This window comes from Streptomyces sp. NPDC092296 (assembly GCF_044755465.1).
Taxonomy (GTDB): domain Bacteria; phylum Actinomycetota; class Actinomycetes; order Streptomycetales; family Streptomycetaceae; genus Peterkaempfera.
In genome coordinates this window covers 136788-158886 of the sequence record NZ_JBIVRB010000001.1, presented here as the reverse complement: position 1 = coordinate 158886, position 22099 = coordinate 136788, and the positions used below count along the sequence as shown (strand labels likewise).

The 22099-nt window shown below is 70.2% G+C and carries 16 protein-coding genes and 1 tRNA gene; 11 read left to right on the top strand and 6 right to left on the bottom strand.

The features are described from left to right. Window positions 1-10 precede the first annotated feature (10 nt). The 7 genes from casA to cas2e are packed head-to-tail and all read left to right on the top strand — an operon-like array spanning window position 11 to window position 9315. Window positions 11-4666: a type I-E CRISPR-associated protein Cse1/CasA gene (gene casA / locus ACIQGZ_RS00740; protein ID WP_402598427.1), complete on the top strand. Its 4656-nt coding sequence runs from the start codon at window positions 11-13 to the stop codon at window positions 4664-4666. Continuing rightward, window positions 4663-5367: a type I-E CRISPR-associated protein Cse2/CasB gene (casB, locus tag ACIQGZ_RS00735; RefSeq protein ID WP_402598425.1), complete on the top strand. Its 705-nt coding sequence runs from the start codon at window positions 4663-4665 to the stop codon at window positions 5365-5367. Before casA ends, casB begins: the two co-directional genes overlap by 4 nt. Further along, window positions 5364-6557 (top strand): type I-E CRISPR-associated protein Cas7/Cse4/CasC, encoded by a 1194-nt coding sequence (gene cas7e, locus ACIQGZ_RS00730; RefSeq protein WP_402598424.1) that lies wholly within the window; start codon window positions 5364-5366, stop codon window positions 6555-6557. Before casB ends, cas7e begins: the two co-directional genes overlap by 4 nt. Beyond that, on the top strand, window positions 6554-7276 hold the full coding sequence (gene cas5e / locus ACIQGZ_RS00725; RefSeq protein ID WP_402598423.1) for a type I-E CRISPR-associated protein Cas5/CasD: 723 nt from the start codon (window positions 6554-6556) through the stop codon (window positions 7274-7276). Before cas7e ends, cas5e begins: the two co-directional genes overlap by 4 nt. Before the next feature lie 37 nt (window positions 7277-7313). After that, window positions 7314-8027 carry a type I-E CRISPR-associated protein Cas6/Cse3/CasE gene (cas6e, locus tag ACIQGZ_RS00720; protein ID WP_402598422.1) on the top strand — a complete coding sequence of 238 codons (714 nt, stop codon included), beginning with the start codon at window positions 7314-7316 and terminating at the stop codon, window positions 8025-8027. Continuing rightward, on the top strand, window positions 8024-8977 hold the full coding sequence (cas1e, locus tag ACIQGZ_RS00715; protein WP_402598421.1) for a type I-E CRISPR-associated endonuclease Cas1e: 954 nt from the start codon (window positions 8024-8026) through the stop codon (window positions 8975-8977). Before cas6e ends, cas1e begins: the two co-directional genes overlap by 4 nt. Further along, the gene (gene cas2e / locus ACIQGZ_RS00710; RefSeq protein ID WP_402598419.1) at window positions 8974-9315 is read left to right on the top strand and encodes a type I-E CRISPR-associated endoribonuclease Cas2e; all 342 of its coding nucleotides are present in this window, start codon (window positions 8974-8976) and stop codon (window positions 9313-9315) included. The genes cas1e and cas2e overlap by 4 nt, the downstream gene beginning before the upstream one ends. Before the next feature lie 1570 nt (window positions 9316-10885). Here cas2e and ACIQGZ_RS00705 read toward each other — a convergent pair. Together ACIQGZ_RS00705 and ACIQGZ_RS00700 are read right to left on the bottom strand one after the other, a co-directional pair. Continuing rightward, a complete protein-coding gene (locus ACIQGZ_RS00705; protein ID WP_402598417.1) occupies window positions 10886-12649 on the bottom strand; it encodes a hypothetical protein in 1764 nt (587 codons plus the stop codon). Between the two features lie 282 nt (window positions 12650-12931). Further along, window positions 12932-13005 (bottom strand) — tRNA-Gly (locus tag ACIQGZ_RS00700). A gap of 272 nt (window positions 13006-13277) precedes the next feature. Here ACIQGZ_RS00700 and ACIQGZ_RS00695 point away from each other — a divergent pair. Further along, the gene (locus ACIQGZ_RS00695) at window positions 13278-13499 is read left to right on the top strand and encodes a hypothetical protein (RefSeq protein WP_402598416.1); all 222 of its coding nucleotides are present in this window, start codon (window positions 13278-13280) and stop codon (window positions 13497-13499) included. 71 nt (window positions 13500-13570) lie between these two features. Continuing rightward, complete coding sequence (dcd, locus tag ACIQGZ_RS00690) at window positions 13571-14146, top strand: dCTP deaminase (protein ID WP_402598415.1); 576 nt, start codon at window positions 13571-13573, stop codon at window positions 14144-14146. Between the two features lie 62 nt (window positions 14147-14208). Here dcd and ACIQGZ_RS00685 read toward each other — a convergent pair whose 3' ends face one another. The 4 genes from ACIQGZ_RS00685 to ACIQGZ_RS00670 form a co-directional block, all read right to left on the bottom strand. Further along, a complete protein-coding gene (locus ACIQGZ_RS00685; protein ID WP_402598414.1) occupies window positions 14209-14607 on the bottom strand; it encodes a hypothetical protein in 399 nt (132 codons plus the stop codon). 128 nt (window positions 14608-14735) lie between these two features. Next, entirely contained in the window at window positions 14736-15644 is a 909-nt protein-coding gene (locus ACIQGZ_RS00680; RefSeq protein WP_402598413.1) for a metal-dependent hydrolase, read from the bottom strand. An 82-nt stretch (window positions 15645-15726) separates the two neighbouring features. Further along, a complete protein-coding gene (locus ACIQGZ_RS00675) occupies window positions 15727-16662 on the bottom strand; it encodes a Yip1 family protein (protein ID WP_402598412.1) in 936 nt (311 codons plus the stop codon). A 163-nt stretch (window positions 16663-16825) separates the two neighbouring features. Continuing rightward, entirely contained in the window at window positions 16826-19285 is a 2460-nt protein-coding gene (locus ACIQGZ_RS00670; protein ID WP_402598411.1) for a heterodisulfide reductase-related iron-sulfur binding cluster, read from the bottom strand. Between the two features lie 315 nt (window positions 19286-19600). Between ACIQGZ_RS00670 and dnaK the strand changes: the two genes are divergently transcribed. Together dnaK and grpE are read left to right on the top strand one after the other, a co-directional pair. Next, on the top strand, window positions 19601-21451 hold the full coding sequence (gene dnaK, locus ACIQGZ_RS00665) for a molecular chaperone DnaK (protein ID WP_402598409.1): 1851 nt from the start codon (window positions 19601-19603) through the stop codon (window positions 21449-21451). Next, window positions 21448-22092, top strand: a complete 645-nt coding sequence (grpE, locus tag ACIQGZ_RS00660; protein ID WP_402598407.1) for a nucleotide exchange factor GrpE — start codon at window positions 21448-21450, stop codon at window positions 22090-22092. Before dnaK ends, grpE begins: the two co-directional genes overlap by 4 nt. Window positions 22093-22099 lie beyond the last annotated feature (7 nt).

Genomic DNA, 22099 nt, shown 5'->3' with positions numbered 1-22099 from the left:
CAATGCCGTCATGCACGAGGAATCACCTCCCCAGATCCGCAGCCGATGGCCGCGGTTGAGCCGCGCCGCGCGGACCGTCTGGGCGAAGCACGACCGCCCCACGGAGAAGTGGTTGCCGTTGTGGCGCCATATGGCGGACAGCGCCGCCGTGGCGGGGTTGCTGTGGGATCGGTGGCTGCCTCGGAATGTGAAGGAGATGGTCGCCGAGGTGCTTCCGGGCGGCGCGGACGACGCGCGGCGGCTGGCGGTGTGGTTGGCGGCGACGCACGACATCGGGAAGGCGACGCCGGCTTTCGCCTGCCAGGTGGACTCGTTGGCGGGCGCAATGAGCGAGGTCGGGCTCCGCATGCGTACGCAGAAGCAGTACGGCGAGGACCGCAAGATGGCGCCCCATGGGCTGGCCGGGCAGCTGCTCCTACAGGAGTGGCTGATCGAGCGGCAGGGCTGGACGGGCCGTACGGTGGGGCAGTTCGCCATCATCGCCGGTGGGCATCACGGCGTACCGCCCGACCACTCGCAGATCCACGACCTCATGGTGCACCCGGAGCTGCTGCGGACCCCGGGACCGGCGGAGACCGAGTGGCAGCGGGTGCAGACGGAGCTGCTCGACGCCTGCGCCGAGACGTATGACGTAGCAGGACGGTTCGATGACTGGCGGAAGGTGAAACTGCCCCAGCCGGTCCAGGTGTTGCTGACAGCGCTGGTCATCGTTTCGGACTGGATCGCCAGCAACCCCGATCTCTTCCCCTACTTCCCGGAGGACCATCCGCGCGGTGACGACGAGCGGGTCAAGGCGGCCTGGGCAGGGCTCCGCCTGCCGCCACCCTGGGCCGCCGCCGAACCGACCCTGTCCGCAGCCGAGTTGATCGCCTCACGCTTCGACCTGCCGCCGGGCGCGCGGGTGCGGCCGGTACAGGAGGACGCGGTCCGGCTGGCGAGGGAGATGCCCGCACCCGGCCTGATGGTCATTGAGGCGCCGATGGGCGAGGGGAAGACCGAGGCGGCCTTGGCCGTGGCGGAGATCTTCGCGGCCCGGAGCGGTGCCGGTGGCTGCTACTTCGCGTTGCCGACGATGGCCACCAGCAACGCGATGTTCCCGCGCCTGCTGGCCTGGCTGGACCGGCTGCCGTCCGACACCCTCGCGGCGGGCGACCGGTCGGTTCTGCTGGCGCATGCCAAGGCGGCATTGCAGCAGGACTATGCACTGTTGATGCGCAAAACCCGTCAACGGATCGCAGCCGTCGACCAGTTCGGACAAGGCGAAGACCCGCGCAGGAGCGGCAGCAAGGCGGATGCTCGCGAAGGCGGCACCACGGCCGCACGGGACTCCCGGCCCGCCGCACCCGCCGACCTGATCGCCCACCAATGGCTGCGGGGCCGGAAGAAGGGCCTGCTCGCGTCGTTCGCGGTCGGGACGATCGACCAGTTGCTGATGGTCGGGCTCAAGAGCCGCCATCTCGCCCTGCGCCACCTGGCGATGGCGAGCAAGGTCGTCGTCATCGACGAGGTACACGCGTACGACACCTATATGAACAGCTACCTCGACCAGGTGCTGTCCTGGTTGGGCGCCTACCGGGTGCCGGTGATCGTGCTGTCCGCGACGTTGCCCGCGTCCCGGCGCCGCGAACTGGTCGAGGCGTACACCGGCACAAGCGCAGGCACTGCTGCCGTCCCGGACATCGCGGACATCGAGGACGCCGAAGACTATCCGCTGCTGACAGCGGTATCACCCGGCAACGGGCAACCGGCCGTGCTGGCAGCGAGCCCGGCCGCCTCCGGACGCAGGACCGACGTGGCACTGGAGCGGCTGGAGGACGACAACGACCACCTCGCCGACCGCCTGGGCGAAGAACTGGCGGAGGGCGGCTGCGCACTGGTCGTACGCAACACGGTCGACCGGGTGATGGAGACGGCCGCCTGCCTGCGGGCACGGTTCGGTACCGAGCACGTGACCGTCGCCCACGCCCGGTTCGTCGACTTGGACCGGGCACGGAAGGACGCCGACCTGCTGGCGCGATTCGGGCCGCCGGACCAGGACGGTACGTCGCCGGCCCGCCCGCAGCAGGCGCACATCGTGGTGGCCAGCCAGGTGGTGGAGCAGTCCCTCGATGTGGACTTCGATCTGCTGGTGACCGACCTGTGCCCGGTGGACCTGCTGCTCCAGCGCATGGGCCGACTGCACCGCCACCCGCGCGCCGACCGCCCGCGTCGGCTGCGGACCCCCCGGTGCCTGGTCACCGGGGTCGACTGGCAGACCCACCCCGTACCGTCGCCGGTCAGAGGCTCCCAGACCATCTATCGCGCGTATCCGCTGCTGCGCTCCCTCGCCGTGCTGGCCCCGCACTTCGACCAGGGTGTGCCCGTACGCCTTCCCGAGGACATCAGCGGGCTGGTGGGCAAGGCCTACGGCACGGAGGACCCATGCCCCGAGGAGTGGGGCGCGGCCACGGAGTCCGCGCTGGCCGACGACGAGAAACACCACGAGGACCAACGAAATCGGGCGGCCGTCTTCCGGCTGGGCGATGTCCTCAAGCCGGGCAGGCCCTTGATCGGGTGGATCGACGCCGGCGTGGGTGACGCCGACGACAGCCGGACCGGCAGGGCCCAGGTGCGGGACAGCCGCGACAGCCTGGAAGTCCTGGTGGTGATGCGCCGCGCGGACGGCGGCCTGATCACCCTGCCGTGGCTCGACGACGGGCAAGGCGGGCTGGACCTGCCCACGGACGCCGCGCCGTCGCCGCGCGCCGCCCGCGCCGCCGCCGCGAGCGGCCTGCGGCTGCCCTACCACTTCTCGTTTCCCGGGCCTCTGGAGAAGGCGCTCGGCGAACTGGAGCGGAACTGGTTCCCCGCCTGGCAGGAGAAGGAGAGCCACTGGCTGGCAGGGGAGCTGATCCTCGTGCTGGACGAGGACTGCCGGACCAGGCTCGCGGAGTGGCAGCTGCGGTACGACCCCGAGGAGGGACTGCTCGTGGCCCGTGACGACTCCGCAGCGGAGACCGGGATGCCCGCACCAAGGACGGCGCGGCCGCACGTCGTCGGCCCACCGTCGTTCAATCTGGTCGACCGTCCCTGGCTTCCGGTGCAACTCTCCGACGGCACCGAGCGCAGTCTGTCGCTCCTTGAGGTATTCGACCAGGCCCGGACCATCCGTCGGCTGGTCGGTGATCTGCCGACTCAGGAGTTCGCTCTGCTGAGGCTGCTGCTCGCCGTCCTGCACGACGCCGTCGACGGCCCGGCGGACATCGAGGCCTGGGCGGAGCTGTGGGAGAGCGACACACCGTTCGCTCCGGTGGCGGACTACCTGCGGGAGCACCGGGAGAAGTTCGACCTGCTGCATCCGACCATCCCCTTCTTCCAGGTCGCGGACCTGCGCACCGCCAAGGACGAGGTCGCCTCGCTCAACCGGCTGGTGGCCGACGTGCCCAACGGCGAACCGTTCTTCACGATGCGGATGCCCGGCGTGGACCGCCTGTCGTTCGCCGAGGCGGCCCGCTGGCTGGTGCACACGCAGGCGTACGACCCGTCGGGCATCAAGTCCGGTGCGGTGGGCGATCCCCGGGTGAAGTCGGGCAAGGGCTACCCGCAGGGCGTCGGCTGGGAGGGGAACCTCGGCGGCGTGACGATCGAGGCGGACACCCTGCACGAGACCCTGCTGCTCAACCTTGTCGCCCGCGACACCACCTCACTGGACCTTCGAGGCCGCGACGACCGGCCGGCCTGGCGCTCCGCACTGCCCCACGGCCCGGCCGAGGCCACCGACCTGGGCAAGCGCCCGTACGGGCTGATGGACCTGTACACCTGGCAGTCCCGGCGCGTGCGACTGCACCACGATGCGGAGGGGGTGCACGGCGTCGTCCTCGCGTACGGCGACCCGCTCGCCCCCCTCAACCGGCACCGCCAGGAGCCGATGACCGGCTGGCGTCGCAGCCCGGCCCAGGAGAAGAAGCACGGCGTGCCGCTGGCCTACCTTCCCCATGAACACGATCCCGCGCAGTCGGCCTGGCGAGGTCTGCGCGGTCTGCTCGCCGGGCGCGACCACGGCGCTGAACAGCGCCAGGAGGGCCGGGACTACCTGCGCCCCCAGGTGCTCGAATGGCTGGCCCGACTGATCGTCGAGGGCGCGCTCCCGCCGAACCACCTCATCCGGGCCCGGACCATCGGCGCCCGGTACGGCACCCAGCAGTCGGTGATCGACGAGGTGGTCGACGACGGCGTGCTGATGCCCGTGGTGCTGCTCCACGAGGGAGACCGGCGCTACGGGCAGGCCGCCATCGACGCGCTCGGGGACGGCGAATCCGCGGTCAATGTGCTCGGAGACCTCGCCGCCGACCTCGCCCGCGCGGCCGGGGCCGAGGAGGAGCCGCGCAAGAGTGCCGCCCGCGACCTCGGGTTCGCCACCCTGGACACGCCCTTCCGGCACTGGCTGTCCGACCTGGTACCCGGCACCGACCCCGCCCTCCAGCGCGACCGGTGGAAGCGCCGACTGCGGACCCTCATCGGTGATCTCGGGACCTCCTTGCTGAACGATGCGGGGCTCGCCGCCTGGGAGGGCCGGGTGGTCTCAGGCCGTGGCGGCTCCGAGTGGCTGAACGACGCCGCCGCCGACCGGCGCTTCCGGCTCCGCCTGAACAAGCTCCTGACCACACCCGTGGAGGTGGAGGCATGACGATCAGCCCTCCCGTCGCTCCCGTCCCCGCACCCCGCGCCGCCGTCCGCCGGGCGCCGCTCGGCCTGGTCGGAAGCACCGTCGACAAGCACATCAACCGTCTCCAGCACGGCTACCTGCACGACCGCAGCGACGCCGTTGCCGCCCTCGCGCGCCTGCGTCGCGGAGTCGGCCGGTCAGCGGGCGCGACACCCGACCTATGGGGCCTGACCGGTACCGAACCGCTGTACGAGGCATACGAGAGCGGCAAGCTGACCGAGGAGGAACTGCGCCGGGCGGACGAGGCGGCCCATGCCGCAGTCACCCTGTGGGCACTGCACCAGCAGGCCCACCACAACGCCCGCATGCACCGCCGCTACGGACCCGAACTCGGCACCGCCCTCCGCCGACTGCACCCGGGGACGGACATCGATGAGCCGACCCGCAAGCGTTTCGTGCGTGCTGGTACGGCCACCACGCCCGCCGTCCTGGCCGGACGGCTGAGGGATCTCGTGCTGCTGCTGCGCCGCGACGACATCCCGCTCGACTACGGGCTGCTCGCTGACCAGTTGTACGGATGGCAGCAACCAGGCGGCCCGCAGCGCATCCGCCGCTCGTGGGGCCGCTCCTACCAGTTCGCGCACCGGACGGCCGCCACCCCGGATGCGGCGGACGGACCCGATGACACCGACAGTACGACCCCGGAGGACGACACCCCGTGAGCCGCACCATCATCGACGTGCACGTCCTGCAGACCGTGCCGCCCAGCAACCTGAACCGCGACGACACCGGCAGCCCGAAGACCGCGGTGTACGGCGGAGTCCGGCGTGCCCGGGTCTCCAGCCAGGCGTGGAAGCGGGCGACCCGGCAGGCTTTCCAAAATCTGCTCGACCCGGCCGACCTCGGCGTCCGGACCAGGCGGGTTGCCGAGGTGCTGGCCGAGCGGATCACGGCGCAGGAGCCGTCGCTGCCGGGCGACAAGGCCGTCGCGCTGGCGGCCGAGACCATGGCGGCAGCCACCGGGTCGAAGATCGAGGTACCGAAGCGCAAGGTGGAGAGTGCCAAGAAGAAGGGCGAGCCGGAACCGCCGCCGGAGTCCTCCTACCTGATGTTCCTTAGCGCCCGCCAGCTCGACGGGCTCGCCGCCCTCGCGATCGAGGGAGCCGAGGACATCAAGGAGTTCCTGAAGCTCAAGGAGAACAAGGCGCGGGCCAAGGAGATCGCTGACAGCCGGCACTCGGTGGATGTCGCCCTCTTCGGCCGGATGGTCGCCGACTCCGCCGACATCAACGTCGACGCCGCAGCCCAGGTCGCCCACGCCATCAGCGTCCACCAGGTCGAGAACGAGTCCGACTACTACACCGCCGTGGACGACCGCAACGAGAAGGAGGAGACTGGCGCCGGCATGATCGGCACCGTCGACTTCAACTCCGCCACCCTCTACCGGTACGCGGCACTCGACGTCGACCGGCTGCGCGACAACCTCGGCGTCGGCCTGCGCGAGGACGAGCCGCTGACCGAACCGGTGCGCAAAGCGGTCCGCGCCTTCCTGCACGGGTTCATCTCCTCCATGCCGACCGGCAAGGTCAACACCTTCGGCAACCACACCCTCCCCGAGGCGGTGGTCGTCACGCTGCGCTCCGCCCGACCGATCAGCTTTGTCGCCGCGTTCGAGGAGCCCGTTCTCCCCAAGCAGGACGTCGGCGGCCATCTGTACGGCGCCAGCGAGCAGTTGGTCGCCCATGTCTCCGACATCGAGAAGGCCTACGAGGTCAGCGCAGATCCCGCCTGGGTGCTACGCGTCGGCGCCGCCACGGAACGACTCGGCGTACTCGGCACCGAAGTCACCCTGAGCGGACTGCTCGACTGCGTCGGCGACGCGGTCACCGAAAGGCTGAACGGCAAGGCATGAGCGTGCTGACCCTGCGCCTCGCCGGCCCTTTGCAGTCCTGGGGGTCGGCGGGCCGTTTCGCCCGGCGTACGACGGAACGGGCACCCACCAAGAGCGGTGTGCTCGGTCTGCTCGCCGCCGCCCAGGGCCGGGACCGTGCCGCGGACGTCTCCGACCTCGCCGCGCTGGCGTTCGGCATCCGCATCGACCAGCCCGGCACGCGAGTGCGGGACTTCCAGACCGCACACCACGGTGACAGCGGCAAGGCCATGCCCGTCTCGGAACGCTTCTACCTCGCCGACGCCGTGTTCGTGGCCGCCGTGGAGGGCGACGAAGCCCTGATCGCAGCCCTGCACGCGGCCGTACGGACCCCGCACTACCTGCCGTTCCTGGGTCGGCGCTCCTGTCCCCCCTCGCATCCGGTCGATCTGAACACGCACCAGGAGACGGACCTGCTGGACGCACTTCGGACGGAGCCGTGGCAGGCGGCCGACTGGGTGCAGCGGCGCCGGCGAAGGGAGCGACGCGTCGAGCTGGAAGTGATCAAGGAGCTTCCCGCCGGCGAGGGTCCCGGCGACACCCTGCGTGACCAGCCGCTGAGCTTCGACTCCGGGCACCGCCGGTACGGACTGCGCAGCGTCCACTCGTACCACGTCACCGTGCCCAACCCCCATGCCCGGAAACCCCCCCGCCCGCTGTTCGAGGACCATGACCCGATGCTCGGGCTGGGTGACGCCTGATGTGGAGGACGACCATGCACGTGCAGAAAGGCGACTGATGTACCTGACCCGCTTCCGGATCAACACCAGGCGCATGGGAGCGCGCCGCCTGCTCACCTCACCGCAGGCACTGCACGCCGCGGTCATGGCGTCCTTCGCGGAACGGGTCGCCCACTCCGGCCAGGGTCCGCGGGTGCTGTGGCGCCTCGACAACACCGCAGATGGCGATGTGCTGCTCTTCATCGTCAGCCCGGAGCGGCCCGACCTCACCCACCTGGTCGAGCAGGCCGGTTGGCCTGAAACGGGGCGCTGGCAGACCGCACCTTACGGCCCCTTCCTCGCGAAGCTCGCGGTCGGTGAGACGTGGGGATTCCGGCTGAGCGCCAACCCCGTCCACAGCATCCGCCGTACCCCGGACGAACCCACCAAGCGGACGGCGCACCTCACCCCCCGCCACCAGGAACAGTGGCTGCTCGCACGCCAGGAGAAGGGCGGCTTCGCCGTCCTGGACCGGCCCGCAGCCCAGCCCGGCGACCTGGAGAGCGTGGAATACGAGCTCCTGGTGCACTCCCAACGCGAGCTTGCCTTCCGCAAGACCGACAGCTCCAGCGGCAAGCGCCTGGGCGTGAAGCTGGCTCGGGTCACCTACGACGGACGACTACGGGTCACCGACCCCGACGCGCTCCGGCGTACGCTCACCGCCGGCCTCGGCAAGGGGAAGGCATACGGCTGCGGTCTGATGACCCTCGCGCCGGTGGCGGTGCGTCCATGACCACCGTCAGTCGGCGCCCCGCGTCCTCACCGCGCCAGCTCACCCGCGTCGCAGACCGCCTCTCCTTCGTCTACCTGGAGCGGTGCACCGTCCATCGGGATGCCAACGCCATCACCGCCGAAGACGCGGAGGGCACCACGCACATCCCCTCCGCCACCATCGGCACCCTGCTGCTCGGCCCCGGCACCCGCATCACCCACCAGGCGATGAGCGTGCTCGGCGAGTGCGGCGCGGGAGTCGTCTGGGTGGGCGAGTACGGAGTGCGGTACTACGCCGGCGGCCGCTCCCTCAGCCGCTCCTCCGCCCTGGTCGAAGCGCAAGCCACCAAGTGGGCGAACCGCAACAGCCGAATCGATGTCGCCCGCGCCATGTACCGCCTCCGCTTCCCCGACGAGGACCCTGCCGGACTCACCCGGCAGCAGCTCCTCGGCCATGAGGGCGCGCGCGTCAGGGACTGCTACCACGCCCAGGCCGACCGGACGGGAGTCCCCTGGCACGGACGGAAGTTCACCCCCGGCGACTTCACCGCCGACGACCCGCCCAACCAGGCCATCACCGCCGCCGGCCAGTGCATGTACGGCATCGCGCAGGCCGTGATCGCCGCACTCGGGTGCACACCGGGACTCGGATTCGTCCACTCGGGCCACGAACTGTCCTTCGCCATGGACGTGGCCGACTTCTACAAGACCGACATCGGCATCCCGCTGGCCTTCGACGTCGCCGCCGAGGGCGACGAGGACATCGGCCCCCGTACCCGCCGCGCCCTGCGTGACGTGATCAACGGCTCGAAGCTCCTCGACCGTTGCGTGGCCGACATCAAGTCCCTGCTGCTGCCGGAGGCGCCCGCCGAGGACGACGCGACCGAGTTCACGGACCGGGTGACGCTTCAGTCCGACCGAGGCATGGAAGTCGCCTCAGGCCGCAACTACGCGGACGAGGTCATCTGGTGACCGTCATCGTCCTCACCCACTGCCCCGTCGGCCTGCGCGGCTTCCTCACCCGCTGGCTCCTGGAGATCTCGCCGGGCGTCTTCATCGGCAGCCCGTCCGCCCGCATCCGCGACGCCCTCTGGTCCGAGGTCAAGCAGTACGCCGACCAGGGCCGCGCCCTCCTCAGCTACACCACCAACACCGAGCAGGGCTACGCCTTCGAGACCCACGACCACAAGTGGCACCCCGTCGACCACGAAGGCGTCACCCTCATCCGCCGCCCCGCCGACAAGCCCCCCTCCGCCCCTCCCCGCGGCTGGAGCAACGCCTCCAAGCGCCGCCGCTTCGGCAACCGGTAAGCCGCCTCACCTCCGCCGCGCCCCGGGCGCGGCGGAGGTGAGGCGGCACCCGTCACCTTCGGCGGGGGCGGGGCATCCTGGGCTGGGTGGTAGAGCACTTGTGGCACAGGGCGGTGCACAGGGCCAGGCCGACAACTGCGATTGCTGCAATGCCCACCGCCGCACACCACCTGCTGGCGGTGTCTCCCGTGGACGTGATGGTCACGCGCATGGTGAATTCCTCATGGATCGGTGTACCCCGTTTGATTTCACCTGGAGACAGTAAGTCGCACCCAGTCGCTCCGATCTGCCGACTCGCCGCGTCCAAACAGGTGTCTCCTCTATGAGCAGAACCCTACGACAGAAGCCAGTTATCGGGTTCGCCCGCTCTCAGATCCGCAACAGGTACCGTAATCGAGTTCAGAAGGTGCGCCGCCAACGGGCGATGCCAAGCGTCATTGACCTGAGCGGAACCTAAGGGAGAGATGTGGCCTTCTCCTCGCCACAACAGACGAGGAGAAGCCGGCCATCCCCGCAGACGTGGGGAGCAAGGTTGGTCAGTCCCTCCACAGACGCCGTTATCGAGGGAACATCCAGAGGTGCTTGGCGCTGCGGTCGCAGTGGGGCTGATCCCATGCCCAAGGCCTCACCCACAGCCTACCGGCACTCAAGGCCCTGTATTCACAGACCAATCAGTGTGCTCCCCATGCCCGAAGGGACGGCCCCGATCGTGCGGGACTCGGTGATCAGGCGCAGCGGTGTTCCCCCGCGCCTGCGGGGATGACCCCTAGCGGAGGTGGATGCAAGCTAGCTTTAACCTGTACTCCCCGCGCTTGCGGGGATGCTCCCTTGGGAGATTTTTGCCAGCAACTGCTCCCCGCGCCTGCGGGGTTTCATCGGCAGTCAGGTGGTGGCCATGTGACGCAGGTACTTTGGATAAACAACTTGGGAGGTTTGTGGCCAACTCGACCCGACACGCCGGAAAGGCCGTCCTTCGGCGGGCATCAGCCCCAAGCGCTTACGGTGGATGAATCGAGTGGATCGGGCAGAAGACCCGTCCAAATGTACGAGGAGGAGGCCCTCCATGGTCCCAAACGTGGTCATTCACTGCTCCAACGCGTACGCCTTCTGCGTGAGCGGGTTGGCGCTCGGCGGCATGTGCTTTCTCCTTCGCAGGGTGCTTGTCGTGGTCGTACTGGTGGTGACTGGCAGAGCACCGACACGGAGGACGGGGAGGGGTGGGCCGTGCTGCGTGGGTGGGCTTTGATCCGCCCGTGCGACCGGCCAGCCGTCTTCGTCGTCGGAGGCCGCCGCTACGGCGTGCCGCCTGGTGATCTCCAGACCACTGAGCTGCCGGCTGCCCGCGCCGGATGCGGCGGAGTCGTCGGGCCACGGGGTGACCTCGTGATGCCTCACCGAGCCACCGCAGCTTCCCGGACTGGACGGCGAAGCCCGTCATATCCGGCTGCGCCGCGCGGAAGAAATTGATCACCAGCCGCACGTCGGCGCTGTTGGGCGGGTTCAGCGCAGCAGCGGGCGCAGGTCACTGCGGGTGACCTGCGCCCGCTGGGTTCGCGGGTGCACTGCCGGGTCAGTGGGCCTTGATCGTGAAGTAGGCCTGGGCGCTCCAGGCGGCCGTGCCGAGGGCGGCCTTGCGGGGTGGGGTGTAGTGCATGCGGATGCGGAAGCGGCCGTTGACGGGGAGCGAGCTCCACGGAACGGTGTAGGCGCTGTAGCCGTTCTTCCCCACGGGGAGGCACTTGCTCGTCCTGACGGTGTGCCAGGCGTGGGAGACGTACCGTTGCGTGGTCGCCTGGTAGCAGCCGCTCGCCTGCGCCAGGGAGGCCTTGGCCTGGAGTACCGGCCGGTGGTGCCGGCGGTGGAACACCTGGTACACCGTCTTGCCGATATGCACGGTGCCGCCGCTGTACTTCAGGCTCGCGACCACCCGTGGGGTCGCCGCGACGGTCAGGCCGACGGTGCGCGGAGCGTACTGGTAGTCCCCGGCGAAGACGGCGGTGAAGGCCGTGGTGCGGGCCAGTTTGTATGCCACGGCGAGATTGCCCTTGGCGTCGACCCTGCCGGACTTCACCAGCGTCTTCCGGCCGGAGACCGGCTGTGCGTAGATTGCCACGGTGCGGCCGTTGTGGGTGCTCCCCAGGTGGGCGGTGACCGTGGGGGTCGAGTTCTGGGGGTAGGTGTGGGCATGTGAGCCGAGGGTGAGTGCCGGGCTCAGCCGGGAGACCTGCACGGTGACCGAGGCCGAGGCTGCCTGCTGGAGCGCGTCCCCGTCGAAGCCCACGCGGTAGGTGTTGTCGCCGCCCACCTGGGGGGTGTCACCGAAACGGAAGCTCCCGTCGGCGGACAGCGGAGCGTCCGGCAGTGCGACACCGCCCGGATGGGCCAGGTCGGTCCGCGTGATGTGCACTACTTCGTCGGGCGTGTATGTGCCGGGCGAGACCCGTCCGCTGACAACCAGCTTGGTGGCGCGGGTGCTGCCGACGGGTGCGCTCAGTTGGATGGTGCTGGCTGCCGGAGGCGGGAGCTGCGAGGGAACGGTGAAGGCGTAGCGGCCCTCACCGCGGTTGCCCGCGCCGTCCACCGCGTAGACGTACAGCACGTGCGAACCCCAGGCGGGGGTGAGGGTGAGCGTGGCCTCGCCGCTGCTGTCGACCGGATAGGTCGTACTGCCGACCGGCGGCGGCTCGCCCATCGACCATGTGAAGGACTTCACCCCGCTCATCCGGCAGCCGGGGCCTCCAGCGGTGGTGCACCCGGCAGGCAGGACGTCGCTCGTCCTGATGGTGAACGTGGTGGGCTGCCCTGCGGGCTTCCGCGGTGTCCCCTCGGTACCCGGCTGAGGAAAGTCCGGATTGGTGATGCTGGTGACCACCGGCCTGCCTGAGTCGATCGTGAAGTAGCAGGTCGAGGTGGCAGGCGAGGAGGCCGTTCCATCGGAGGTCTGCGCCGACCAGGCGTAGGTGTGGCCGTCTGCCGGGGACAGGGGGACGTAGACGGACTGGGAGGGCAGCGGCAGGCCGTCGACTTCTCCGTCCGCCTGGATCGCTGGGTCGTCCACGTCCCAGGCGTGGACAATGCCCTGGTACCGCACCCCGTTCACCACCGGGCGCGGCACGCCGATGGTGAAGGTCATCCCCTCCGGTGCGGGAATCCGTGTGCTGTCCCACACCGGGGTGCTGCTGCTGCCGCAGTCCTGCCCCGACACCAGCGTGGGCACCGGCAGTGCCGGGTCGATCGGCGGGTCCGCCGCCACCGCTGTCGTCGGCAGCCCTGCGAGCAGGGCCCCGACCAGCAGCGATATCCCCCGTAATCCTTGGTGCGCGAATCGTCCCATGCCCAACCCCCTCCGGCCCGCGCTGCGGGCCGCGTCATCATCGCGGAGATCCTTCAGAGCAGCGGGAGACTAGCGGGCAGACCGAACGACCTGAGCGCCGTCGAGCGGCTTCGGTATCGCGAAAGCGCAGTGGGTGGGCAGGCCCGGCTGCTGTTGCGCGGCAGCGATCCGGTGAAGGCCGTGGAAGTATGCGACACGGAGCTTCGAATTGCGATATGGAGTTCTCGCAAGAAATAAGAAAGGCCCGGACCGGGGATTTACTCTCCGGCTGGGCCTTTTACATGGAGCGGGTGACGAGAATCGAACTCGCGCTCTGAGCTTGGGAAGCTCATGTTCTACCATTAAACTACACCCGCCTGAGCCGCCGTCAGACGGTGGCTCGTTGCTCCGTCACTGTACCGCATTGCTGGTGGTGGGTGCACGGATGGGTGTGGGGTGGGGGCGGTGGGGTGTCGGGGCGGTGGGGGTGGGGGTGCGGGGGTAGCGTGGGGGCCGCGAATCCCGAGGCTGCCGTTTGGGTGGCGCGCTTGTGTGGCGTATGTCCGGAATGTCCCCTGGTGTGACGCTGCTGCGCGGCCGGGCCGGCCGAGGGAGGTCGCAGTGAGCCGTCCGATGGGGAAGGGGATCGATGGAGCAGCGCACCGTCGTCCGTTGTGCCGAAGGGCACCTGTTCAGCACCAGCACGTTCCCGATGCAGAACCTCGGCCCTGGGCGGTTGGGCCCCGGGCGGTTGATCCGGTGCCCGCGGTGTGGGCGGTTGCGCAGTTCGGTGCCGGCCGATGTGGGGGCCCTGTCGGGCAGCCAGTTGGCGCGGGCGATGCGGCTGGAGGCGTCGGAGTTCCTGGCGTAGGCCGGGGTGGAGCACCGGGCGGGCCCCGGCCGGATTGGGCCGGGGCCCGCCGCAGCACGTAACCTCGTGGCGTGCTGCTCTCTGACAAGGACATCCGGGCCGAGATCGACCGGGGACGGGTGGTCATCGACCCGTACGACCCGTCGATGGTCCAGCCGTCCAGCATCGATGTCCGGTTGGACCGCTTCTTCCGGGTCTTCGAGAACCACCGCTACCCGCACATCGACCCCTCGGTGGAGCAGCCGGACCTGACCCGGCTGGTCGAGCCGGTGGGCGATGACGCGTTCATCCTGCACCCGGGTGAGTTCGTGCTGGCGTCGACGTACGAGGTCGTCACGCTGCCGGACGACATCGCCTCCCGGCTGGAGGGCAAGTCCAGCCTCGGGCGGCTCGGCCTGCTGACGCACTCCACGGCGGGCTTCATCGACCCGGGGTTCAGCGGGCACGTCACGCTGGAGCTGTCGAATGTGGCGACGCTGCCGATCATGCTCTACCCGGGGATGAAGATCGGCCAGCTGTGCATGTTCCGGCTCACCTCGCCGTCCGAGTACCCGTACGGGTCGGAGCGGTACGGGTCGCGGTACCAGGGCCAGCGCGGGCCGACGCCGTCGCGCTCGTACCTGAACTTCCACCGCAGCCGGATCTGAGGCGCTCGAAACAGCGGGCGGCCGACCCGGTGGGGTCGGCCGCCCGCTGTTTGTCATGTCCGCTACTTCTTGTTGAGGCAGAACACGAGCTTCTCGCCGCTCATCCGCTGGGAGAGCGCCGCGTCCGCGATGTTGTTGCAGGCACCGGTGTCGGTGCTGCCCTTGACGACCCGGACCACGACGTAGTCGGCGTTGGGGTCCGTGCAGTCCACGGCGGAGACGTTCGGGTTGTCCTGGGCTCCGGCGACATGGACGCAGTCCCCGACCTTGGCGTGGACGGGCCCGGCGGTGGCCCGGGTGTAGCCGATCCACGCGCCGGCCGCCACCACGACGACGGCGGCCACGATGAGAGCCTTCTTGCGCCCGCCGCCCTTGCGGGGATGCTCACCGGGCGGCGGTAGGGCGCCCTGGGGTGTTGAGTAGGGCTGGGTGTCTTCGTGCTGATACGGCGTCGTTGCCATGGAACACGTCCTTGCAGGGTGATACCTGGGGGGGAGGGTGCGGGCAACGTACCGACTCGTACACACGCTGTGAAGGGGGTGTGTGCGGCTTTGTGAGGTTCGGTTGTGAAGTCGTGATCTTCCGGAGATCAGCGCCGCTCGGGCACCGTGACGGCCGTCAGTTCGCTGCCGTCGGCGGAGAGCCGCAACTCGGTGCGGAGGGCGGCGAGTTCGCCCAGTCGGTGCAGATGGGTGCCGCCGCAGAAGATGGCCGCCGTGCCCTCGGGGAGGTCGCAGGCCCAGCGGCGGCGGGCGGTCAGCTCCGGACCCGGCACCTCGATACGTACGGCGGAGTCGGCCGCGACCCAGGCGGCGAGCCGGGCGTTGACCGCTTCGGTGAGGGCGGGCAGCGCGTCCGCCAGGGCCGGGAGCTCCTCGGTGGCGTCGGCGGTGAAGCCCTTCTTCCGCAGCGACTTGCCGAGCCGGTAGACGTCCGTGCTGGCCGTGGTGTCCATCCGGGAGAAGGCCATCGCGAGGCTGTCGAAGTCCGGGTTGCCGAAGGCGTCGGCGCGGCCCGGGTCCTTGCGCCAGCGCGGCGCCAGGGCGGCGTTCAGCGCCAGGGCCAGCAGATGGCAGCCGGTGTGCGCCGCGGACAGCGCGGCGCGGCGCTCGGCGTCCACCCGCAGCTCGGCCTCCGCGCCCAGCAGGTCCCCGGCCGGCAGCGACTCCACCACGTGCAGCACCAGCCAGACCCAGCCGTCGTCGCCGCGCCGCACCGGGATGTCGGCGCCGACCAGGACGGCGGCGGAGTCCGGGCCGACCGCGCCGGTGAGGCAGTCCACCACCGGCAGCTCGGCGCCGCCGACGGTCAGGGTGCCGGTGTCGGCCGGCTGGTCCGGCCAGGTGTGGTCCAGCGGGTGGAACGGGGTGGCCGCAGTGGCGATCCCGTGCCGGCCGTCGCCCAGGTCGTGCACGGCGACGACGGTGGAGCGGCCGGACACCGAGCCGGCCGGGAAGCCGACCTGTGTGGAAGCGGCGGGGATGGTGGGGAGGGACATCGGGGACTCCGGTGAGGTACGTGGTGCGTCGTGCGGCGGACACGGCGGCTCAGGGGTCTCCCGGGCCGCCGCAGCCGTCGGATCAGCTCAGGGTGGGGAGCTTGATCAGGATCAGCAGGGCGATCAGCTGGACGGCGGCGGCCCCGGCCGCCTTGCCCCACGGCAGGTCGTGGACCCGGCGGACCATGATGGTCATCAGCACGGTGCAGAACACCCAGCTCGCCCAGCCCAGCAGCTGGACGAACATGCCGTCGGCGGGCAGGAACAGCGCGAACAGCAGCCGTGGCGCGTCGGTGGTCCAGGCGATCAGCGCGGACAGCCCGACGGTGGACTGCCACGGCCCGTCGCCGCCGAACTGGCGGGCCAGCCCGTAGGTGACCCCGCCGAGCATCGCCCCGGCCAGCAGAAAGGCCACCGCCGCGCCGAACAGCGACCACAGGGCCACCGAGAAGGTCGCGTTCAGCACCTCACTGCGGGTGTCGCCGAAGCCGAGCACGGCGAGCACCCCGTAGACCAGCGAGACGGTGAGCATCGGCAGCCACGCCTGGTGCTCGCGCATCCGGTCGAAGGTGCGGGCCGGGTCGCGGTAGATGCCGACCAGCAGTTCCCGCCAGTGCGGGCGCGGCCCGCTGAGGTGCGGGCCGACCTGGCTGCCGGCCCGGTAGACGGCGACGTGGTCCGCCTCGGGCGGCGGGGCGAAGCCGCCCTGGCCGCCGTAGGCGTCGCCGCCGGTGGTGAAGGCACGGGTGTGGCCGGGGTTGTCGTCGTACCGGGGGTACGGGTCGGCGGCGGGGGCGCCGCCGAAGTACTCGGGCTCGCCGGTGGGCCGCCCCGGGTACGGGCCGCCGCCCTGCGGGCCGTGGCCGTACGGGGCCGGGCCGGGCTGCTGCTGCGCGCCGTCGTAGCCGCCGAGGCCGCCTGCGGGCGGGGTGGCGGGCACGCCGCCGTACTGCTGCGGAGCACGGCCCCGGCCCTGCCGGGGGGTGCCGCGACCGTTGTCGTATCCGTTGCCAGCCACGCTTTGAAGGTACCCGGTGGCGGCGGTGCGGCAGGTCGGGGATGCCGGTTTCGGGGTTGTTGCAGCGCAGTTGTGACAGCGGTCCGGGGTGGTCGTACGGCGGCCCGGTCGGCCGCCGCAGGGTCGCGGGGGCCGGCCGGGCCGTCGGTGCCGGGGGTGCGGGTCAGGGCTGCTCGGGCTGCTCCGGCTGGGCCGGTTCCTCGGGCTTGGCGGGCTTGGCGGGCTCGGCGGGCCCGGTCGAAGCGGCGGGTGCGGCGGGTGCGGCCGGGGCGGCCCGCTCCGGCCGCTGCACCGGCTCAGCGGGCTTCCCACCGGGAGCCGCAGCGGGTGCGGCCGGCTTCTCGGCCGGTACGGGCTTGGCGCCCGCCGCCGGAGCCGCACCCGCCGCCGGAGCGGTCGGGGCCGTCGCCGTCGGAGCCGCGCCCACCAGGGCCGGCTCCGGCAGGGCCTTCACCGAGTCGAGCAGCAGCTGCGCCACGTCGACCACCCGCAGGTGCTCCTTGGCCGCGCCCTCGTTCTTCTTGCCGTTGACCGAGTCCGAGAGCATCACCAGGCAGAACGGGCAGGCGGTGGAGACGATGTCCGGGTCGAGCGACAGCGCCTCGTCCACCCGCTCGGTGTTGATCCGCTTGCCGATCCGCTCCTCCATCCACATCCGCGCGCCGCCCGCGCCGCAGCAGAAGCCGCGCTCCTTGTGGCGGTGCATCTCCTCGTTCCGCAGGCCGGGCACCCGGGCGATGATCTCGCGCGGCGGCGTGTAGACCTTGTTGTGGCGGCCCAGGTAGCAGGGGTCGTGGTAGGTGATCAGCCCCTCGACGGGGTTGACCGGGACCAGCTTGCCCTCGTCGATCAGGTGCTGGAGCAGCTGGGTGTGGTGGATGACCTCGAAGTGGCCGCCCAGCTGCGGGTACTCATTGGCGATGGTGTTGAAGCAGTGCGGGCAGGTGGCCACGATCCGCTTGGTCGGGGCGTCCTCCAGCGCGGTGTTCAGCGTCTCGACGTTCTGCGCGCCGAGCATCTGGAACAGGAACTCGTTGCCCAGCCGGCGGGCGGAGTCACCGGTGCAGGACTCCTCCTTGCCCAGGATCGCGAACTTCACCCCGGCGGTGTGCAGCAGCTCCGCGAACGCCTTGGTGGTCTTCTTGGCGCGGTCCTCCAGGGCGCCGGCGCAGCCGACCCAGTACAGGTACTCCACCTCGGCCGGGTCGATGTCCGCGCCGATGACGGGGACCTCGATGCCGGTCTCCTTCTTCAGCTCCTTCACCCAGGCCACGCGGGCCTTGGTGGCCATGCCCCACGGGTTGCCCTTGTTCTCCAGGTTCTTGAGCATCGTCCCGGCCTCGGTCGGGAAGGACGACTCGATCATCACCTGGTAGCGGCGCATGTCGACGATGTGGTCGATGTGCTCGATGTCCACCGGGCACTGTTCGACGCAGGCGCCGCAGGTGGTGCAGGACCAGAGCACGTCCGGGTCGATGACCCCGCCCTCCTCGGCGGTGCCGACCAGCGGCCGTTCGGCCTCGGCCAGCGCGGCGGCGGGGACGCCCGCCAACTGCTCGGCCGTCGCCCGCTCCTCGCCCTCCGCGTCCTTGCCGCCGCCGGCCAGCAGGTAGGGCGCCTTGGCGTAGGCGTGCTCCCGCAGGTTCATGATCAGCAGCTTGGGGGAGAGCGGCTTGCCGGTGTTCCAGGCGGGGCACTGCGACTGGCAGCGGCCGCACTCGGTGCAGGTGGAGAAGTCGAGGATGCCCTTCCAGGAGAAGTGCTCGACCTGCGAGACGCCGAAGATCGCGTCGTCCGCGGGGTCCTCGAAGTCGATCGCCGTGCCGCCGCTGGTCATCGGGCGCAGCTCGCCGAGGGCGACGTCGCCGTCCGCCTCGCGCTTGAAGTAGATGTTGAAGAACGCCAGGAAGCGGTGCCAGGCCACGCCCATCGACGGGTTGACGCCGATGGTGATCGCCCAGGCGAAGGAGATGCAGATCTTCAGCATCGCGACCAGGTAGACCAGGTTCTCCAGCGTGCCGCGCGAGAGCCCGGCGAAGGCGCGGACCAGCGGGTAGCTGACCAGGTACGCGGCCTCGTACGCGTGGACGCCGGCCAGCGCGCCCTCCAGGCCGCGCAGCACCATGATGCAGAGGCCGATGCCGAGGATCGTGTACTCGACGTAGAACGCCTGCCAGGCGATGGAGCCCGCGAAGCGGCTCTTGCGCCCGGCCCGGGACGGCAGGCTCAGCAGCCGGATCGCCATCAGCACCAGGATGCCGAGGGTGGTGAGGGTGCCGATCAGCTCGACGAAGACCTCGAACGGAGTCCAGTCCCCGATCACCGGCAGCAGCCAGTCGGCCTTGAACAGCTGCCCGAAGGCGTTCACCAGGGTGAGCACCAGCGAGAAGAAGCCGACGGCCACGAACCAGTGCGCGACGCCGACGACGCCCCACTTGTTCATACGGGTGTGGCCGAGAAACTCCTTGGCCACGGTCTTGACGCGCTGCGTCGGGTTGCCGGTACGGGTGTCGTCGGGCTGTCCGACCGTGACGACCTTGTAGATGTACGCGGCCGCGCGAACGGCGAGCGCGATGCCGATCACGCTGGTGACCAGCGAGATGACGATCGCTGCGAGCTGCATCGGCTGCTCCGTCTCCTCCGGCGGTGGTGGATGGGGTCTGAGGGTGCAGGGGTCCCCTCCCCGGAGTGTACCGATCGGTAACTTCGCAGAGAGTGGGCGGATCGGACACTACTGCCCGGTGTGACTCGTTCAGAAGATCTGGTTGCTATGGCCGCTGTCACGTAGGGCCGCACTCACCCTTCCGGCCCCTCGGGCCGCCCTCCTGTGGGCCGGGCAGGAAAGTTGAGCCCGCCGGGCTCACCTCTGTTGACAGCGGCGTCGGGGTGAGGCACGCTTGAGTCTGTTCTACTCAACTTCCGGTGGAGGTAACACACGATGGCTCGCGCGGTCGGCATCGACCTCGGTACGACGAACTCCGTCGTCAGCGTCCTCGAAGGCGGTGAGCCCACCGTCATCACCAACGCCGAGGGCGCCCGGACCACGCCGTCCGTCGTGGCCTTCGCCAAGAACGGCGAGGTGCTGGTCGGCGAGGTCGCGAAGCGTCAGGCGGTCACCAACGTGGACCGCACCATCCGGTCGGTGAAGCGCCACATGGGCACCGGCTGGAAGGTGAACATCGACGGCAAGGACTTCAACCCCCAGCAGATCAGCGCCTTCATCCTGCAGAAGCTCAAGCGGGACGCCGAGGCCTACCTGGGCGAGAAGGTCACCGACGCCGTCATCACCGTCCCGGCGTACTTCAACGACTCCGAGCGGCAGGCCACCAAGGAGGCCGGTGAGATCGCGGGCCTCAACGTCCTGCGCATCGTCAACGAGCCCACCGCCGCCGCCCTCGCCTACGGGCTGGAGAAGGACGACCAGACCATCCTGGTCTTCGACCTCGGCGGTGGCACCTTCGACGTGTCGCTGCTGGAGATCGGCGACGGCGTGGTCGAGGTCAAGGCCACCAACGGTGACAACCACCTCGGCGGTGACGACTGGGACCAGCGGGTCGTCGACCACCTGGTGAAGACCTTCCAGGCCGGCCACGGTGTCGACCTGTCGAAGGACAAGATGGCCCTCCAGCGGCTGCGCGAGGCGGCCGAGAAGGCCAAGATCGAGCTGTCCTCGTCCACCGAGACCTCGATCAACCTGCCCTACATCACGGCCTCCGCCGAGGGCCCGCTGCACCTGGACGAGAAGCTCACCCGGGCGCAGTTCCAGCAGCTGACCGCCGATCTGATCGAGCGCTGCAAGACCCCGTTCCACAACGTGATCAAGGACGCCGGCATCCAGCTGTCCGAGATCGACCACGTGGTGATGGTCGGCGGCTCGACCCGGATGCCCGCCGTGGCCGACCTGGTCCGCGAGCTGACCGGCGGCCGCGAGCCCAACAAGGGCGTCAACCCGGACGAGGTCGTCGCCATCGGCGCGGCCCTCCAGGCCGGCGTGCTCAAGGGCGAGGTCAAGGACGTCCTGCTGCTCGACGTCACCCCGCTGTCCCTCGGTATCGAGACCAAGGGCGGCATCATGACCAAGCTGATCGAGCGCAACACCACGATCCCGACCAAGCGCTCCGAGATCTTCACCACGGCCGAGGACAACCAGCCGTCGGTGCAGATCCAGGTCTACCAGGGCGAGCGCGAGATCGCGGCGTACAACAAGAAGCTCGGCATGTTCGAGCTGACCGGCCTGCCGCCGGCGCCGCGTGGCGTCCCGCAGATCGAGGTCACCTTCGACATCGACGCCAACGGCATCATGCACGTCGGTGCCAAGGACCTCGGCACCGGCAAGGAGCAGCGGATGACCGTCACCGGCGGCTCCGCGCTGCCGAAGGACGACATCGAGCGCATGATGCGCGAGGCCGAGCAGTACGCGGACGAGGACCACAAGCGCCGTGAGGCCGCCGAGGTCCGCAACCAGGCCGAGCAGCTCGTCTACACCACCGAGAAGTTCCTCAAGGACAACGAGGACAAGGTGCCGGGCGAGGTCAAGTCCGAGGTCGAGACCGCCGTCGCGGACCTCAAGGAGAAGCTGAAGGGCGAGGACTCCGCAGCCATCCGCGAGGCCACCGAGAAGGTCTCCACCACCGCGCAGAAGCTCGGCCAGGCGCTCTACGCCAACGCCGGTGCCGACGCCGCCGGTGCGGCCGGTGCCGCCCCCGGCTCCGACGAGGCCAAGGCCGACGACGACGTGGTGGACGCCGAGATCGTCGACGACGAGAAGCGCGAGGGTGGTGCGGCGTGACCACGGAGGACACGCAGGGCTTCGCTTCTGAGCCCGGCGACGCCTCCGAGGCCGGCCAGGCCGCCGGGACCGCCGACAAGGCGGCCCCGGAGGCCCCGGCCACCGAGGCCGACGCCGGCGGCGGCAAGGACGGTGGCGCGGCCGCCGAGCTGGCGGCGCTCCGCCGTCAGCTCGCGGAGCGCACCGCCGACCTCCAGCGCCTGCAGGCCGAGTACCAGAACTACCGCAAGCGGGTCGAGCGGGACCGGATGACGGTGCGTGAGATCGCCGTCTCCAATGTCCTGGAAGCGCTGATCCCGGTGCTGGACGACATCGGCCGGGCCCGGGAGCACGGTGAGCTGGTCGGCGGCTTCAAGCAGGTCGCCGAGTCGCTGGAGACCGTGGTCGCCAAGCTGGGGTTGCAGCAGTTCGGCAAGGAGGGCGAGCCCTTCGACCCGACCGTGCACGAGGCGCTGATGCACAGCTACTCGTCGGACGTCACCGAGACGACCTGCGTGCAGATCCTCCAGCCGGGGTATCGCATCGGCGAGCGGATCATCCGCCCGGCGATGGTGGCCGTGGCCGAGCCGCAGCCGGGCACGCAGTCCACCGCCGCTCCGGAGGCGGAGGACGCCAAGGGCGACGGTGCCGAGGAAGGCTGACGCCGAG